Below are 17,784 nucleotides of genomic sequence, written 5' to 3' on the forward strand. Positions count from 1 at the left end.
TTTACTCAATTAGTCTAGGGGGACATTGATGCTGATCGTGGTCCCTTTTCCAATTTGGGATGAGATCGTGCATTGTCCATTGATAAAATTAGCTCTTTCCCGGATATTGAACAAGCCGTGTCCAGACGCTGATAAGTGTCCTTTCACTTCCAGTTTGTCCATCTCAAAGCCCTTGCCATCATCGGAAATGTCCACATTCAAAAACTGGGAATTGTGAGAAAGTATGATCTTTACCTCACTGGCTTCCGCGTATTTGATCGCGTTATTTACGGCCTCTTGGCAAATTCTGTACAGGTTGTTTTCTACCTTCCCCTCCAGTCGGCTTAGGAAACCGGTCTGGTTTTCGAAGGTCACCTGTAAGTCCGAAAGTTTAGTGATTTCTCGGCAAAACTTGTTGAGCACAGGTACGATGCCATAATCGGACAGGGCACTAGGGGTGAGGTTAAAGGAGATTCTTCTGACTTCCTTGATGACATTTTTCAGGAGGTCTTTGGAGGTCTTTAACTTTTCACGTTCATAATCAGACTTTACCGAGTGAATGCCTTCCAAGTTGAATTTCATGGCAGAAAGCAATTGGCCGATGCCGTCATGCATGTCACGGGAAATTCGCTTGCGTTCTTCTTCCTGACCTTCCAGGATCAGTGCAGACCGGAATTGCTGTTCCTTGACTTTTTTCTCGATCCGCTCTTTGTTGATTTCCTGGGAAATGGCTTCCGCTTCTTTTTTTTCAGTTTCATCAGTGGCGACGACCATGAGGGTTTCCACCTCCCCATCATCGCCCATGGTGGGGATGATGTTGATCTTGATCCAGACAAAATCCCCCATGTCATTGACGACTTTGATGTCTCCTGACCATGTTTTGCCAGAAAGTGTCATCATGCGGATGTTGTCAAGGTACCGTGAGTCATAGCCCTGGTCTTGCAGCCATTTGAAGATGTTTTTTGGAACTTCATCAAATTCCATGACGCTGGAGAATTTATCCGAAAAGTAAAAGAAGTCTCCTGTTGGTTTACTCTTCGCAAATACGGTGTAATCTTCCACGGCGACGTCTACTTCCAATAAGTCCTGATAGGCCTGTTCCAAAGAACTGTAGAGAGAACTAATCTCCAAGGTCATCTTATGGGCTTTTTGTTCGGATAGAAGCAGTTTTTTGAAGGTCTTTCTGATGGTCTTGGCTGATGGGATAAATATGAAGAAAATCTCAAATGAAATCACCCCAAGAGATAGGATCAATAGGAATATTTCGATGCTTTGTAGGTTGGTGACCTTGTCTTTGGCTTCGTCGTCATATTGGAAGACAATGCTGTCCATCCCGTTTAGAAAGGCTTGTTCATGATGGATTACGGTGTTGATGTCTTGGCCAAGGCTGTCCGCGGGAAGGGAGGGATCCAGCTCGAGTTTGTCGATGATTTGTTGTGCTGAATTGACCATGATGGCATGGTCTTTTTCGATACCTTCAAACAGCTCACGGATTGTTCTGCTGTTGTTGCCTTTTATGCCGAGTGAGCTATTTCCATATTGCAGGCCCTTATGAACTTCTTTCCATTCTTTCAGGGATGACTGGAGGCCGGTAAGGTATTCGTATTTTTTTGTGCTGCTTAAACTGTCTCCAAGTAATAGGACGTATTTACTGATTTGCTGACTGAGCATACGCTGCCTTCCGGAGAGATTGACCACCCTGGAGTCGTTTTTTTGTTCACTGATGAATTTCTGTACTAAAATCTGACTGAGGATAATACTCGTAGCGATAGCGCACAACGCTATTAAGTAGTACCTTACTAATTTTTCGAATTTGGGCCTTTCCGCTAAATGAGGGTTTTTCATACTTCCGATATTCAACGGCAAAGTACGTAAATACACTTAAAAATATAAGTAAAGCTTACTTTCTTTAGGGTATGGAGTCTCTTAATAATAAATTTCCGTCTAAGTAATCGAGTGTTATGGATGAATCGTTTTTAGTGGAAAACCTGATGGATTTGAGTTCAAGTTTGATTTTTAAGCCTTCTTTATCAGTGGTATAGGTCATGTCTGAGGCGTTGTGGATAGAATGGCTTGACAGGGAGTCGGTCTTATGATAAAGGGACAGTACCAAACTGCTGAGATTTATATCGGTGCGACGTTGGGTATTTGAAAGGGAAAGTCCATTTTTTTTGGCATTGAGGTGGATGCTGAAATTGGAATAGCCTGCCTGAAAAGAACTGGTGTCCTGATTATAAATGTGGAGGGGAGTAAAATAATCATATCCTCGAGTGTTTACGGCTTGGTGTGTGTTGTTATCAGCCTCGAGTGTGATAAGTGTGCCGGAGATAGTATTGGGGTTTTCAGGTATCCCCAACGTTTCCAGGTACAATGCAGCCGCGGTGGTTTTGCTCCATGTTGACTTGTCTTTATTGATGGCCCGCAGAATATGGTCCAAATCCTGCTCAAACCACATTTGCATTCCTTCCAGGCCGTGGTGATCTTGGAGGTATCGGGTGATCGAGTAAATCTCTTTGACCTGGTCATCCTCGATAGGTTTGATTAGCGGGGTTTCTTGCTTTGCCCTTAATTCGGGAAAATAGGATTGGTCCCAAATGATTTCCTGTGAGGCATGTTCCTCTTCCAGCAAATGATTGTCTCGCAAAAGTGCCTTTAATCTTCTATACTGGCTCCTTTCACTGACTGAAAATATCCCCCAAGGCCCAAAAGATGAAAATAGAAGCATGCATGCTAATGACAGCGGAATGAATTTGATGCTTTTGAAGCCAAGTAAAAAATAAACACAAGTCACGGTAAGCCACACGCCAAGCAGTACAATGAGGTACCTGTTGATCGTGATTCCATAATCCTCGATACGGATCCAGATAGCGATAAACAGCATGACCACTAAGGGAAGCAAAATAAAGTAATAAAGACGCGAAAAGCGACCTATCCAGTGTTCCTTTTCATTGTCCCGATAGGGGTATAGTAGTAAAACGGTCAAAATACCCCAAGTTGCTACTCCGATGATAAGGTAGGAAACGACGCCTTTTGGCCAGTCCCAGGCCATGAGGATCTTGATGCTGTATCCATAAAGAATCAGAAGGTAAAGCACTAAAAGACCCAAGAGAATATACTGACTGAAAATCTTTAAGCCTTTGGGATAATTTACTGCTTGGTCGATCTGGCTGAGTTCTGCGGGGATGCCGGCCAAAAAGAACCAAGTATTGAAAACCCCAATGATCAATATGAAGAGTTGCAGGTATATTTTGGGGTCAAAATTTACCTCAAAAAGTAAGTGCAGTGCAGCCATCGCTAGTACAATCCCTATATACAGCACCGAGGAAAACAGCAAGGATGTCAAAAACCGCAGAAATAAGGTTTTATTATAATTCCAGAATGCCAAGGTGTGGATGTTCTTCAGATAGGGAGAGAAGGAGACCATCAGATGGATGCAGACGCTGAAAATAGCATATCGGTAATAGGGCATTGCGGTGCTTTCTGTACTGTTGCCACCCGGGAGAGAGAAGTAGACCAATCCCAAGAAAATAATGCCCAGAACGTGGTTGATGTATGCAAAAGGCTTCGGCAACTTTTTCTTTTCGTTAAAGATGCCAATACAAAAAAACAAGGAAATGCCCAACGCAGCAGTAAGCATCAGATTGATAAAGGGGAAGGCATTGTCGAGCCATTTTTCGCTTTCTACGAGGTAATTCCCCACGGAAGCTGCCACAATTGCCGAAAAAAGGGACAGCGGAAATCGCTTGGCGACTCTCAGGGCATGGGTATTCAGATAACTTAACGAGGGGAAGTCAATCATATATTAGTGGATAAATCAGCTACACAATATAGACGAAAATATGATAAAAACAGTAAAAATGTTGAATGGGTCAGGGCAATCGCTTTTAAAAGAAATGTTGTATAAATCACAATTTCTAATTTCTGGCGTCCGACTAAATTTCAAATATGATCAAAAACTGTCTTATAAATAGAAATTTGATGGTGTTTATTCCAATCCCTAAAATGCCCCCATCCCCAAAAGGGGAGCTTTAGAAAGTCCCCTCTAGGGGATTTAGGGGTGAAAACAGTTGATTTTTTTCAATTTGACGATTGTTTTCTCGGACTCCAGTAATTTCTAATTCGTTGTCGTTCCGACATGAGGAGGGGCTCAAATTTAAGTAAGAGATTCCTTCCCGATGTATCGGGATCGGAATAGCCTGCCCCGGTATCGGGGACAAAGCCATGGTTAGATTGGAATGGCGTAGCTAGTGGGATATGCAATTTCTCTCTCATCTAAAAGCGATTTCTCTGTTAAATGGGGCTTGAAAAATGTAATTTTTTTGTTCCTTTTTTGACCTGAAGAAAAAAAGGAACAAAAGTGATGAGGTGAAAATCATGCTGGAATTTAACAAGCAAACAAAAATATTTGCACACAGTAAACCATATAGAACCAATTTTTTATATAATCTCTGGTACAAGAACGAGGAGACTTTAATTACTGGCAAATAAGAGAATAGTCACGTTGTTGTTCCAATTGCAATTGTGGATGACCAAGCAATATTTCTGAGGGGTGAGGGATTTCCAGGTGGTTTTGGCAAGCATATTTCTATTTAATTTAGCAATAGGAGTGCGTGCTCCAACATAGAAAAATTAGCGCAAATCTTATTGATCTGCACCATCTGCGTGCTGTCGAAACCAACCCTAATCCCCTCCCAACTTTTTCGTTTGATCCATTGTGGATCAAACAGATCCCTGCTGGTCAATAAAAAAGCAGGGTCCATCAACCAAACCCTGCTTTAGTAAAACGAAAATAGGTCTACTACTAATTGTTGTATTGGATGTCGAGTTGACGGAATGATTTATTCCATAACCTTCCTTTCAACTTTTCATCACCTAAACCTTCTGACTTCGCACCTTATTCTTCAAAGCCTATGTAAACGAAGTCCCCTTCAACTTTGACGGGGTAGGTCGCTATGTCACAGGTGTCTCCATTGATATTTTTGCCGGTTTTGAGGGAAAAGCTCTTTTTATGGAATGGGCAAGCTACCTTAGGCTCTCCTTCTGCGGATCCGATCATGCCACGGCTAAGGATCATCTGCATTTTGTGGGGACAAAGGTTCTGGCAGGCATACCATTCATTTCTCCTGGAGAAGTTAAAGATGGCAATCTGGAGGTCTTTGTATTTCACACAGGCACCTCCGTTTTCTGGAAATGCACTCACAGGAGCCGCCTTGAACCAAGTGGTGACCTTGGTGGTATCAGTGGTTTTGTATTTTTCCAATTCAGGTAACATAACTTCTTGTATTTATGGTAGATTGGTGGCATTGACAATTCTGAAGAAGGGCTGTCAATAGTCTAATGTCTTGGGACTTTTGTCTTGTATCTTGTTTATCCCCAGGATGCAGGGATTTTCTGGCCTCTCATTTCTTTCCATTTTAGGCTAGGATCTTCCTCTTCAGCGTTGGCAAAATGTTTGAACTTGGCCCTAAGCTTCGGATTGTTGACTACCTCTTTCCATTCACATGCATAAGTGTCGATCATGAAGGCCATTTCTTTTTCCAGCTCTTCTCCGATGCCCAAAGAGTCATTCACCACGACATCACGTACATAGTCCATACTACCCTCGAGCTTGTTGAGCCAGGTGGCCGTTCTGGTAAGCGGTTCTGCGGTACGGATATAAAACATCAAGAAACGGTCAATGTACTTAAGGCAAGTCTCACGGTCCACATCATTAATGAGCAGCTGCGCATGCTGGGGTTTGGAGCCTCCGTTCCCACAGATGTAGAGGTTCCAGCCCTTTTCGGTGGCGATGATGCCAAAGTCCTTGCTTTGTGCCTCGGCACATTCCCGGATACATCCTGACACGGCACCTTTCAGTTTGTGTGGAGAACGTAGTCCGCGGTAACGCTCTTCCACTTCAATGGCAAAGGACACGGAATCTTGGACACCATAACGGCACCAAGTGCTGCCCACGCAGCTTTTGACCGTTCGGAGGGATTTGCCGTAAGCGTGGCCACTTTCGAAGCCTGCATTGATCAGCTCCTCCCAGATGTCAGGAAGCTGGTCCACTCTGGCGCCAAACAGGTCGATGCGTTGACCTCCGGTGATTTTGGTATAGAGGCTGTATCGTTTGGCTACATCCCCGAGTACGATGAGTTTTTCAGGGGTGATTTCTCCACCGGGAATTCTCGGGACAACCGAATACGTGCCTCCTTTCTGGATATTGGCCAGATAACGGTCATTGGTGTCCTGAATGGTGTCCTGTTTGGTAATGAGTTCGTTCCATGTACTGGCGAGGATAGAAGCGATTGCTGGCTTACATACCTCGCAGCCGTCTCCTTGTCCAAACTGATCTAAGAGTTCATTATAGGTTTTGATGTCTTTTACCTTTACGATATCCAGCAGTTCTTGGCGACTGTAGTCAAAATGTTCGCAAAGGACATTTTTGACTGCTTTGCCCATGGATTTAAGCTGATGCTTCAGCAGGTCATTGACCATTGGCATACATCCGCCACAGCCGGTTCCAGCTTTAGTGCAGGACTTGATTTCGTCTACTTTGGTGATGCCATCGTTTTCGATCAAGTTGCAGATGGTACCTTTGGTGACATTTTCACATGAGCAAACTTGCGCTTCTTCGGGAAGGCTTTCCACTCCAGCGCCGGCAGCTTCTTTACCGCCCCTGGCACCGAGGATGAGGTCTTCAGGCTCTGGCGGCAGCGGCATTTTGTTCTGGGTCATTTGCAGCAGGATGTTATAGGCAGAAGCATCACCGACGAGGATGCCGCCAAGCAGGCGTTTACCGTCCATCGATACGTTGATACGCTTATATATTCCGCTGTTTTTATTTTCGTATACAATAGGTTTGGAAGGTTCGAATTCACCAAATGGATCCCCAAAACTGCCCACATCTACTCCGATCAGTTTCAACTTGGTGGACATGTCAAAGCCCATAAATGGCTTTACTTCTGTATGGGTGAGTTGGTTGACCACTTGAGCGGCCATTTCATAGCCCGGGGCTACCAATCCATACACCATGTTTTGGTAGGAGGCTGCTTCACCTATGGCAAAAATGTCAGTGTCGTCGGTTTGCAAAAACTCGTTGACCACGATCCCGCCCCGTGGGGCAGTGGTCAGTCCTGAGTCTTTGGCCAGTTCATCCCTTGGCTTGATCCCGGCGGAGATGATCAGCATTTCAGTGTTCAGGTTGGTATTGTCAGCGAAGCTCATTCCGGTGATTTTTCCATTACCGGTGATTTTCTTGGTGTTTTTGCTCAGGTGGATTTTAATGCCCAGCTCTTCCAGTTTGGACTGCAAGGTGGCCGATCCGGCATTGTCCAGCTGCCGTGGCATTAGTCGTGGAGCAAATTCAATCACGTGGGCGTTCAGTCCCATATCTATGACAGCCTTAGCTGCTTCCAAACCTAATAGACCACCTCCTATGACAGCGGCGGATTTCACCTTCTTGGAATAGTCGATGATAGCATCGAGGTCTTCCAGCGTTCGGTAAACAAATACACCTTTCTTATCCACACCATCGATAGGAGGGACAAATGCCGCTGATCCAGTAGCCAAAATCAACTTATCATAGTCGTAATCATGGCCGGTGTGAGAAATGACCTTTTTGGTATCCCTGTCGATTTTTACAATCATCTCGTTGGTGTGCAAGTTGACATTGTTTTCATCATACCAAGACCGTGGTGCCATCATCAGGTCATCCGCTGTGGAATCTGTGAAATAAGCACTGAGGTGTACCCTGTCATATGCCGGCCATGGTTCCTCACCAAAGACCGTTATCTCAAAATCTCCTTCGGTAGCCTGTGCACGAAGTTTTTCACAAAACTTGTAGCCTACCATTCCATTTCCGATTACTACTATCTTTGTCATATGATTGCTGGTTTTAGGTTTGGCTTCTTTCTAAGTAGTTTGACTGATTTACTGACTAATCACAGTGGCTAAATTATAAATTTATTTTTATAATACGTAAAAATACGTAAAAAAATTACTTAAATTTGTCTTATTGACTAAGTATAAACACGCTATGAATACTTTAAATAAGAAGCTTTCCATTGTAGGTGCCGGTCCCGGAGATCGCGATTTGATTACCTTAAAGGGCATTAAAGCCCTTGAATCTGCCGATGTGGTACTGTATGATGCGCTTGCCAATGAGGCCTTGTTAGAATATGCGCCAGAAACAGCAATTAAGGTGTATGTGGGTAAGCGCGCAGGAATGCATTACCGCCAACAGCAGGAAATAAACCATATGATCGTCAATTACGCAGAAACCTGCGGACATGTGGTCCGGCTAAAGGGCGGAGATCCCTACGTATTTGGCCGTGGACATGAGGAGTTGGAGTATGCTGCACAGCACGGGATACCTACCGACTACGTACCTGGCATAAGTAGTGCGATGGCCGTACCGGGCCTGGGAGGAATACCGCTGACCAAGCGTGGTGTCAATGAAAGCTTTTGGGTGGTGACGGGCACTTTGAAGGATCATTCCACGGCCAGGGATTTGAGCTTTGCTGCGCAATCTTCTGCTACAGCCATTATTCTGATGGGCATGAAGAAGTTGCCTGAAATTGTGGCCCTGTTTGAGCAATATCGGGGTGCTGAAGAAGCCGTGGCGATCATTCAGGATGGCAGTAAGGAAACAGAGCGGTCCATCATTGGAGATCTTGGAAGCGTGTTGGCCTTGCAGCAAAAAGAACAACTTACCGCTCCTGCCATTATTGTTATCGGTGAGGTGGTAAAGGAAAAGGGCAAGGCATTAGGGCATTTTTTGGCGGAGAAAGCATTGGTGGAATAGTCATAAATAGAGCAAAGAAGAAAGAAAGAGTGTCGACTAAATTCAGAGCATGGCTAGTGGTTATGTTGCTCATCCAGATTTCCAGTCAATTCTCTTCAGGAAAGTGCAAAATCAATTCGTGATATGAGAGCCGGTATTAAGATCCGCTTGGATAGTTAAATTCAATCCTAACAAAAGCCATTTCGTCATTCTCTTTGTTAAGAATCCATAGTTTGCCGTCCCTGGCAAAATAATGGGTAATGGGGCGGTTAAATTCCGGGATCAGGCTTTCATTTATCACGTTGAATTCGTTATCAAAAATGGTCAAATAGGCGTTTACGGATTTGATTTCGGGTGTCAGACTTTCTCTCTCTGATTTTGATTTAAACTCGGACTGAAAAGAAAACCGATAATATTGTTCATTTTTCTGGTCATAGACCAATGGACCGAACCGGATTTGTTCGTTCATTTTCTCAAATACCTCAAAAAGCTGTTCAGTGCTTTCAAACATGTTCCCAAGTTCGGTGCTTACTTCATTTGGCGTTAATTGACCCGAGTAATCTACTTCTGTGATCTTTTTTGAAATACTGTCGTACCAATAGATTTCATTGGTGAATTGATGGGAGAGGATTGGAGTGTTGTTTTCTATCGAAAGAAAAATTTGGGGGCGCAAATAGGAGTTGTCTTCCGAGATCAATGAATATTTTTTGATTTTCCCTTCTGGATCTATATCGAATCTGACGATACTGTCATTTTTTAAGTCAAAAAGGGCCAGCTCAGCTGTATTGGCGGCTTTTAGCCCCTCCTCTCTGACCAGTGTCAGTAGCTTTATAGTGCCATGATCTACAAACAGCTTTTGGCGACATTTTTCAGTATCGCTGAGAACCTCGCCTTTCCAGGAGTGGTCTCTGAGATTGATGTTTTTAAGTACCTTTCCTTTTAGGTCAAAGACTTTTGCTTTACTCAAGTCATCCGAAATCAACAGCCGGTCATGGCCAAAAAACTGAAAACTGGTAAGGCTAGTGCCAGTGCCGTTAGGTCCTTCTTTCTGAAAAGGTACTTTACTGACCAATTCCCGTTTGTCCAGATGAATTTTCTCCAGATGATTGTCGAAGTGGTTAAAGTTGTAGAGAAAAGGTTGGTCAGGTACGATTGCTGAATAAAATAAGCTGTAATCAACATCCAAAATCTCTCCTTTGGCATCAATGAACACTGTGTCCATTGAGTAGGTTGTTGGGTTAGGGCTAGAATCGGTTTTGTGTTGTTTACAGGCACTGGCAAGTAGTATCAATAACCAAAAGTGCGTTAATCTCATGGTAAAAGTAAGGTTTGAGTTAAAAGAATTTCTTGCTTTAAGGTAGCTTTTAAACAGTAATATAAAAAGCCAATTAACTACATTTTAAATAAAATTAAGAAGAAATAATCATGTTTCAGGTATAGCAGAGCATTGCATATGCTCATTTCCGGAAGACTACATTTCAAATACGGGCTTATGAATGGAATAATTAATGCAGCATCTTTCCGTTTTCCAATCTTTCAATCTCTAAACCTTCCAACTCTCCGAAAAACCTCCTAAATTGGCTCTTAAGAGCAAACAATCACCGAAAAAATGGCTGGAAATAAATTTGAAAATACCATCGCGGCATTTGATGCGATCAATGCGGAGGATCCTCATATGGAAATTGTAAAAGGGAAGGAAATGCCCAAAGAGCTGTTGTATGGGCACAGGATGACAGGAATGTTGCTGGATTTTATGCCGGATGCATCTGAAACACTACGGTTAGCGGCCAGGTGCCAGCATATCAAGCGCTGGGAAATTCCACGTGAGGATTATCCAATGGACCGAAAAGGCTATCTGATGTGGAGGACAAAACTGAAAAAATTCCATGGGGAATTGGCCGGTCAGCTCATGAAAGAACACGGCTATGGTGAAGCAGCTATTCAAGAGGTGGATGACCTGCTCAATAAGAGAAGGCTCAAGACAGACCCGACGGTGCAGGTCCTGGAGGATGTGGTGTGTTTGGTGTTTTTGAAATATTACTTTGATGACTTTATCGCAAAGCATCGTGATGAGGAAGAAAAACTTGTGGACATCGTCCAGAAAACCTGGAAAAAGATGTCAGAGAAAGGCCATAAAGCAGCCTTGGCCATGGAACATTCAGAGGAGGCCTTGGGCATTGTGCAGAAAGCATTGGCATAAATTCGGTGGGATTGGAATTGATAACAGGGATTTGAAATCCCTGTTATCGGGTATTGGGGTTCGGGATTTTCTAATCCAGAACAGCACCATTTTGTACCGTCAAATTCCTAACCACTCTGTCTAAAAGATTCGATAAGCAATTTCAGCACTGCTGACGGAAAACTTCTTTCGTTTGATGCCCCGTCCTTTTCGATTTTTTGTTGAGTGATTAAGTGGTTGGTGGCTAATGTTTTACTGTTTTCACTACTTGTCCTGATATTATTTTTGCCCATTCAGGGAATATCTTGATCCTTTGGATAAATTTTATTGATTCATTTGGTAATTTTTGATATTATTAAAAGAGATGATTAATTATTTCGAATTATGGCTGTTAAGATTGTGCAAATTCGAAAGTTAATTGAATACTGTTTTTTCGAGAGGCAATACTTAAAATAACCAAGCGTGTTGAAGAATACCATTCATAAGGCAATAACCCAGGGGCTTTCCATTGCAGGCGGAATAGGCTTATCGTTAGTAGTGGTGGCGATCGCTACAATTCCGATCCAAGAAGCCCATTGGAGTTTAGCTTTTATAGGAAAGCTCCACCCTTTGCTGGTACACTTGCCTATTGGGGTGTTCTTGGCAATGGTGGCCTTGGAGTTTGCCAACCTTTTTATTCCAGAAAAAACACTTGGTCCTGCTTGTGGGGCGCTGTTATGGTTGGCGGTGATTTCTGGGATTCCTACTGTTGTGGTAGGGGCGCTTCTGGCAGGCACTGGAGGTTATGGCAGTGACACGTTGATACTGCATAAATGGCTCGGTGTAGCCACTGCATTGGCGAGTATTTGGCTGTTGGTATTCAGAGGTCGGCAGCAACCGAACGGAAAAGTCGACATTCCTTATTTGGCAGGATTGATATTTTCCACGGTTCTCCTTAGTGCTACCGGCCATTTTGGAGGAACATTGACACACGGAACCGGTTTTTTGACAGAAGATCTTCCTGATGATGTAAAGGCATTTTTTGGCGATGATCCCTATGCTATGGATGGGTTGGCCATGATGGAAAGTAGCGAGATAGACAAGACCTTGAGCCAATTGGAGTATACCAAAGACATCAATCCCATTACGGCCAGCTATTGCGAAAGCTGCCATGGTGAAGAGAAGCAAAAGGGAGGCTTGCGGTTGGATAAAATTGATCCGGATATGGTGAAGGGGCATGATGCCGAGACCTGGCGGGCCATGCTGAATATGGTGAACTCCGGTGAAATGCCGCCCAAAGAGGAAAAGCAACTTTCCGATGAAGAGCGGAGGGTATTGGTAGACTGGATCACAGCATCCATCCAGCGGGCAGTAGCGCTCCGCAAAGCCGATCAGGAACCTGTCATCCGTCGACTTACGAAAGACCAATATTCCAATACCCTGAACGATTTGCTAAAGGTCGATGTGCGGTTTGGAGATGTCTTGCCGGATGACGCGAAGTCGGAAATGGGTTTTAGCAATAATGGCCAAGTGCTGGGAGTATCTCCTTTGCAGGTGGATTATTATAAGAAAATAGCCCGTGAAGCACTGGACAAGGCCATTGCACCAGCAAAGAAACCTGAACCTACCCATTATCGTGTCACTTTTGGCAAAGGCATAGGAAAAGGCAAGACTGCTGCCATGATCGGAGGCTATCAGAGTGCTCCCGTTAATTCGGAAGACTTTATCGTGGAGATTTTGGATAAAAACGGAAGGCCAAAACATCCGACAGATAGTGCCGGAAAGGCTCAGCTGGAAGAAATAAAAAGAAATATTGGCGTAGGGATGCGAGGATCCCACGCTGATCGCTATCAAGTGGTGGATAAGGGGATCATGCTCTATTCTGCTGTGCCGCACAAGGAAGTAACCCCAAAATCCTGGCAAGGGCCATCACCAAACTTGAAACTACTGTTCAGGAGGCATTTTCCCGAGGAAGGCGACTTTGTTTTCAGGGTAAAAGCCTCAAGAGGATACCAATGGAATGTCCAAAAAGAAGGATTCATTGGGCTGAGGGATGATCAGCCGGCCGAAAAACTGGGCGAAACCATAGAGCTGAAAGCTGATGCGGCCAAAAACCGTCAAAATTTAATCAAGCAAGGGGAATGGTTGGTGGCGAAGGAACTGACCATGCCTTCCAGTGGCGAGTTTACCTTTATGGCTCCTCGGGACGGTTATTATCAAGTGGATTATGAACACCCCTATATCGGTGTGGAGGGAATGCCTTCCGTGGAACTAAAACTGGATGAGCACAAGCTGCAGGAGCGTTTTCATTTTGATGAAAAAATGAAAGATGAGCCTGCCATGACTACGCCGTTGACCTTGGCTTACCTTAAGGCAGGGGAGCATAAACTGATGATTGGAGGAAAGTTCTTTACGGGCTTCAGTAAGCTGATCGTGACGCCATTTCCCAAGGAGCATCCCGTGGCTGTACAGCTGACCAATGAGGCCGAAAAGAGCCGTGCAAAATATGATCAGGACATTCCGGTCATTCGGAGTTTTGCTGGCGAGCGGACAGATGATGGCATGGATTACCAGACCTTTGATACATTCAGGAATGTCAGCAATGAAGCGGGCAAATGGAAGGAGTATACTTTTAAAGGGAGGCTGGAGAATTTGCCCATTCCTGTGATCGATACCGTAGAGACCGAAATCCTTGCCAATATCATGATATTGGGGCTTTGGAACGACTATTTGGTAAAAGACAATGAAGACTCAGGGCCACCCTTGCTGATCAACCAGTTGGAGTTTGAGGCTCCTTATTACCCGCAGTGGCCACCTGCCAGCCATGAAGCGATTTTCTTTGATTCACCAAAAAAACATGATAAAGCAGCCTATACAAAAGAAATTCTAGCAAGCTTCCTGACCCGGGCTTACCGTCGACCAGTGGAGGAAGAGGAGTTAAAACGATATCTGGGATTTTGGGAAAGTATAAGAGGTGATTATCAGCGGTATGAAGACCAGGTCAAAGAAGTGTTGATCGCAGCACTTTGTTCTCCCAATTTTCTCTATCTGGCCGAGCCGGAAGAAGAAACTGAAGAGGAAGATAGAGAATACTTCTTGGCTTCACGTCTTTCATATTTTCTCTGGAATGCAGCACCTGATGAAGAATTGATCGAGTTGGCAGAGGAAGAGGACCTGCATAAGGACCGGTACCTGAAAAAACAGGTAAACAGGATGATAGAAGATGACCGGATATGGAGCATGGTAAGGCGTTTTTCGAACGAATGGCTGCGAGTGGACCGCCATGAGGCCATGAGTACCAATGTGAGTGCCTATCCTGATTTCACGCGTTTTGTGAAGAAGGACATGACAGAAGAGACTTATCACTTTATGCACTATGTGCTCCAACAGGACCTGAGTATTATGAACCTGATAGAGTCCGATTTTGCTATGCTCAACCAAAATCTAGCAGAGTTTTATGGTGTTGGAGGGGTGAAAGGAAATCAGTTCAGACCAGTTACGGTTACTCCTGACATGCATCGTGGAGGCTTGCTGTCGCAGGGGGCCTTCCTTAACGGACACTCTGATGGCAGCCAAGCCCATGCTATAAAAAGGGCGGTTTGGGTCAGGGGTAAAATCCTAGGTGATGAGCCACCACCACCGCCACCAAATGTTCCGGCACTAGATCCAGAGACACCTGGATTCGAAGAGCTAACCCTTAAAGAGCAGTTATTCGTCCACAGGGATAAACCAGCCTGTATGGATTGCCATAAGAAAATCGATCCATATGGTATCGCCTTCGAAAACTATAATGCCGTGGGGAGATTTGAGACTGTAGCTTCCAATGGGAATAAAATAGACGCCAAATCAGAGCTGCCCAATGGAGAGGTGGTCAATGGAATTGATGAAATAAAATCGTATATTCTAAACATGAAGCAGGATACATTTACCCGCTCCTTGGTGAAACATATGTTTTCTTACGCCTTGGGCAGGGATGTGACCTTCGTGGATGAAAGGGAGATAGAGAAGATTGTAAGTGAAGTTAGGGAGGACAATTATAGCTTCCGGTCAGTGGTGGAGAATATCGTGATGAGCGACTCGTTTAAGGGCGAGTTTTGATGAGCGGTGCCGGGTGCCGGTCGATTGTAATTGGCACGATTTCTATGGTCATGGATGATCTAATATCCACCCCAAACAGTAACTAAATAACCCAATAACTAAATAACCAAAACATCATGGGAAAGAAATCATGGGAACTCGATAGAAGGACTTTCTTAAAAGGTCTGGGGGTAGCTTGCATGTTGCCATATATGGAGGCAATGGGTGGCCCAATGCGTAAACTGGGCTCATTGAGCGAAGCGCCAAAACGACTTTGCTTTGTGTACTTTCCCAATGGAGTAGGACTTCCTCCAGCGTCCAATCCCCACCATAAATTTTGGAATTGGTTTCCATTAGGACAGGGTGAAGACTACAAGTTTACCAATACACTTTCACCTCTGGAGCGACATCGAAAGGAAATTACCATAATGGGTGGGCTAAGCCATCCTAAAAGCCGGCATTTACTGGGCCATTTGGCAGGCGATACTTGGTTGACAGGAGGGGATCTGCGTGGCAGTCAATATAACAATAGCATTTCTGTGGACCAGGTAGCCGTACAGTATTTGGCCAAGCATACACGATATCCTTATTTGGCACTTTCGTCAGATGGTGGTATTGGGTATAAATCGAGGGTTTCCACCCTTTCATTTGATCCAAACGGTCGACCGATCCCTTCCGAGCATCGCCATCGGGAGATTTTTGAGCGGTATTTTGCACCGGGAGGTGGAGAGACTTCGCAGTTAAGAAAAAAGAGCTTACAGCAAGAGCAAAAGATTGTAGATCTGGTCTTGGAAGATAGCAAGCGACTTGAGAAAAGGTTAGGTAAGAATGACCAAATGAAGTTGGATGAATATATGACATCGCTCAATTCGGTGGAGGAACAGATCAAACGAAACGAAAAGTGGCTGAACGTCCCAATGAAGGAATTCAGTGCTGATCACATCAACCTAAATCCAAATGCCTCCGTGGATCCTGATAGCTATATCAAATCCTCCTTTGATCTAATGGTGCTGGGCATGCAGACAGATATTACTCGGGTCATGACCTATATGATGGCACGTGAGGACGGAATGGGCTTTGGGGAGAATTACCCGAAATTGGCACTTGGGCTCAATAAAGGCCATCATGCCATCAGCCACGATAAGTCGAAAAACCATTGGCAAGAGTGGGGGAGCTATGACCAATGGCTGGCCAAGCAGTACGCTTACTTCCTGGACAAAATGAAGACCACCGAGGATGAATATGGCCCACTTCTGGACAATACCTTAGTGCTGTATGGAAGTGCCTGTAGTAGCACCCATGATGCTATCAATTATCCATTGGTGCTGGCCGGCGGTAAAAATATGGGCGTCAAACACGGAACCTATACCGACTTTAACGAGGAATATCCCATGTCCAATCTGTTTGTGAGCATGCTGAATACGATGGGGATCCCGGTGGAGAGCTTTTCAGATAGTACGGGCAAGTTGAAGTCCGACATTTTCGGGTAAGGTTTAGGGATTGAAAGGTTGAATATTCTTGAATAACTGAATGAGTACATTCCATAAGACAAATAAGCTATTGTTTTAGGTGAAAATTTCTCATGATGAATTCACTAGTAAATCCAAGCTTTTCATACATGGGTTTTGCCATGGCGGAAGCTTGAAGCGTGACCAAGCGGGCTTTTCTGGAAATAGCCTTGTTGAGTGCCCAGTACATCGCTTTTTTTGCCAATCCTTTTCCTCTCATGGCCGGAATGATTCCCAAGCTATGGATGCCCAGCACTCCGTCGGTTTGATGTAACAGTAGGGTGCCTACATTTTCATTTTGATAGACAAGGTGATAGTATTCGATTTTATCGGCAGTTTTTTCCAGTGTCTCCACGCTGATACAATAGCCAAAGGCAAGTTGGAAATTAACCGACCAGCCCTCCATATTTGTTGCCGAAGAGATCCTTTGAACGGTGAGTTGATCGTCGGCAGGGAATGTTTTGTTTGGGGTGAAGGACATGCCCCATTGCATGGATTTTTCTGAGATACCATATGGAGCGAGTAAGGAAAAGATGTTTTCACCATCTCCCAAAGTGGTGTCAAAAAAGGAGAACGTCATAGGGTCTTGATGAACAGCTAGCAAAGGTGGAATTTTCGCTGGTGCAGTGCTGTTGCTGATTTGTGTTAGCCAAAGCCTATTGGGCCATTGGGACCTAGGGATGTAACAGTAAGCATAGTCATCTTGTTCAAAATAGCTTTGAAAAGCTTCACTTCCTGTTTTCCAAAGGTCGGTCAGGTTGTGGATGTTTGCTGAAATACGCTGATTCATGATTACTTGGAGTTGATTAAAATGATGCTGAGGATCAGGGAAATAATTCCTATGATTTTCTTTGTGGTTATTACTTCTAAGGGGAGATTTAGCCACCCAAACCTACCGGCAATCACCGAAAATATCAATTGGCCACATAGTCCCATGGTGATCATTTTGAAAATGCCCAGCTGTGGGATGGTGTAGAAATATAAGGAAATGCCCACTACACTGAACAATCCGCCGATTCCCCATAAATACCAAGGAATATGTTGCAGGTTGATCTGGGTGGGGATTTCTTTTTCAGTAGCCAACACAAAAACAGTAGCAAAGAGCACACTAAATACAGAGCTGGCCAGTACTGCGTAAAGTGGTTGCTTTAAAAAAGCCCCCAGTTGGGCATTAAATCCCGCTTGGATGGCCAGCGACACACCACCTGTAAATGCCATGAGGTATATTATTATTGTTTTCATGGCTCAAAGATGGGATGGAGAAGGATAGCATTCCTTTACATATGTTGAGCATTGGA

11 protein-coding genes are annotated in these 17,784 nt (G+C 44.3%); 4 read left to right on the forward strand and 7 right to left on the reverse strand.

The annotated features are described in order from the left end of the window. Positions 1–9: 9 nt before the first annotated feature. From FKX85_RS09255 to nirB, 4 genes are all read right to left on the reverse strand, one after another. Positions 10–1,824: a sensor histidine kinase gene (locus tag FKX85_RS09255; RefSeq protein WP_168196240.1), complete on the reverse strand. Its 1,815-nt coding sequence runs from the start codon at positions 1,822–1,824 to the stop codon at positions 10–12. Between the two features lie 64 nt (positions 1,825–1,888). After that, positions 1,889–3,778, reverse strand: a complete 1,890-nt coding sequence (locus tag FKX85_RS09260) for a DUF4153 domain-containing protein (protein WP_141614454.1) — start codon at positions 3,776–3,778, stop codon at positions 1,889–1,891. 1,095 nt (positions 3,779–4,873) lie between these two features. Beyond that, complete coding sequence (nirD, locus tag FKX85_RS09265; RefSeq protein ID WP_141614455.1) at positions 4,874–5,251, reverse strand: nitrite reductase small subunit NirD; 378 nt, start codon at positions 5,249–5,251, stop codon at positions 4,874–4,876. A gap of 95 nt (positions 5,252–5,346) precedes the next feature. Then, positions 5,347–7,842 carry a nitrite reductase large subunit NirB gene (gene nirB / locus FKX85_RS09270; RefSeq protein WP_141614456.1) on the reverse strand — a complete coding sequence of 832 codons (2,496 nt, stop codon included), beginning with the start codon at positions 7,840–7,842 and terminating at the stop codon, positions 5,347–5,349. A gap of 154 nt (positions 7,843–7,996) precedes the next feature. Between nirB and cobA the strand changes: the two genes are divergently transcribed. Continuing rightward, positions 7,997–8,764 (forward strand): uroporphyrinogen-III C-methyltransferase, encoded by a 768-nt coding sequence (gene cobA, locus FKX85_RS09275; protein ID WP_141614457.1) that lies wholly within the window; start codon positions 7,997–7,999, stop codon positions 8,762–8,764. 136 nt (positions 8,765–8,900) lie between these two features. Here cobA and FKX85_RS09280 read toward each other — a convergent pair whose 3' ends face one another. Beyond that, positions 8,901–10,058, reverse strand: coding sequence for a DUF4221 family protein (locus FKX85_RS09280; RefSeq protein WP_141614458.1), 1,158 nt, complete (start codon positions 10,056–10,058; stop codon positions 8,901–8,903). A 294-nt stretch (positions 10,059–10,352) separates the two neighbouring features. Between FKX85_RS09280 and FKX85_RS09285 the strand changes: the two genes are divergently transcribed. From FKX85_RS09285 to FKX85_RS09295, 3 genes are all read left to right on the forward strand, one after another. Then, positions 10,353–10,943 (forward strand): DUF4202 domain-containing protein, encoded by a 591-nt coding sequence (locus FKX85_RS09285; protein ID WP_141614459.1) that lies wholly within the window; start codon positions 10,353–10,355, stop codon positions 10,941–10,943. Positions 10,944–11,384: 441 nt separating this feature from the next. Continuing rightward, a complete protein-coding gene (locus FKX85_RS09290; RefSeq protein WP_229239812.1) occupies positions 11,385–14,999 on the forward strand; it encodes a DUF1592 domain-containing protein in 3,615 nt (1,204 codons plus the stop codon). Positions 15,000–15,115: 116 nt separating this feature from the next. Further along, on the forward strand, positions 15,116–16,468 hold the full coding sequence (locus tag FKX85_RS09295) for a DUF1552 domain-containing protein (RefSeq protein ID WP_141614461.1): 1,353 nt from the start codon (positions 15,116–15,118) through the stop codon (positions 16,466–16,468). A gap of 67 nt (positions 16,469–16,535) precedes the next feature. On the opposite strand, the gene FKX85_RS09300 is transcribed toward FKX85_RS09295, so the two are convergent. Both FKX85_RS09300 and FKX85_RS09305 read right to left on the reverse strand, forming a co-directional pair. Then, positions 16,536–17,276 carry a GNAT family N-acetyltransferase gene (locus tag FKX85_RS09300; RefSeq protein ID WP_141614462.1) on the reverse strand — a complete coding sequence of 247 codons (741 nt, stop codon included), beginning with the start codon at positions 17,274–17,276 and terminating at the stop codon, positions 16,536–16,538. 2 nt (positions 17,277–17,278) lie between these two features. Then, on the reverse strand, positions 17,279–17,728 hold the full coding sequence (locus FKX85_RS09305) for a DMT family transporter (RefSeq protein WP_141614463.1): 450 nt from the start codon (positions 17,726–17,728) through the stop codon (positions 17,279–17,281). Between the last annotated feature and the right edge of the window lie 56 nt (positions 17,729–17,784).

This window comes from Echinicola soli, assembly GCF_006575665.1.
Classification (GTDB): domain Bacteria; phylum Bacteroidota; class Bacteroidia; order Cytophagales; family Cyclobacteriaceae; genus Echinicola; species Echinicola soli.

Bases quoted from the DNA above. Each gene is read 5' to 3' on its own strand.
- FKX85_RS09255 (WP_168196240.1), bottom strand. From the start codon at position 1,824: ATGAAAAACCCTCATTTAGCGGAAAGGCCCAAATTCGAAAAATTAGTA.
- FKX85_RS09260 (WP_141614454.1), bottom strand. From the start codon at position 3,778: ATGATTGACTTCCCCTCGTTAAGTTATCTGAATACCCATGCCCTGAGA.
- nirD (WP_141614455.1), bottom strand. From the start codon at position 5,251: ATGTTACCTGAATTGGAAAAATACAAAACCACTGATACCACCAAGGTC.
- nirB (WP_141614456.1), bottom strand. From the start codon at position 7,842: ATGACAAAGATAGTAGTAATCGGAAATGGAATGGTAGGCTACAAGTTT.
- cobA (WP_141614457.1), top strand. From the start codon at position 7,997: ATGAATACTTTAAATAAGAAGCTTTCCATTGTAGGTGCCGGTCCCGGA.
- FKX85_RS09280 (WP_141614458.1), bottom strand. From the start codon at position 10,058: ATGAGATTAACGCACTTTTGGTTATTGATACTACTTGCCAGTGCCTGT.
- FKX85_RS09285 (WP_141614459.1), top strand. From the start codon at position 10,353: ATGGCTGGAAATAAATTTGAAAATACCATCGCGGCATTTGATGCGATC.
- FKX85_RS09295 (WP_141614461.1), top strand. From the start codon at position 15,116: ATGGGAAAGAAATCATGGGAACTCGATAGAAGGACTTTCTTAAAAGGT.
- FKX85_RS09300 (WP_141614462.1), bottom strand. From the start codon at position 17,276: ATGAATCAGCGTATTTCAGCAAACATCCACAACCTGACCGACCTTTGG.
- FKX85_RS09305 (WP_141614463.1), bottom strand. From the start codon at position 17,728: ATGAAAACAATAATAATATACCTCATGGCATTTACAGGTGGTGTGTCG.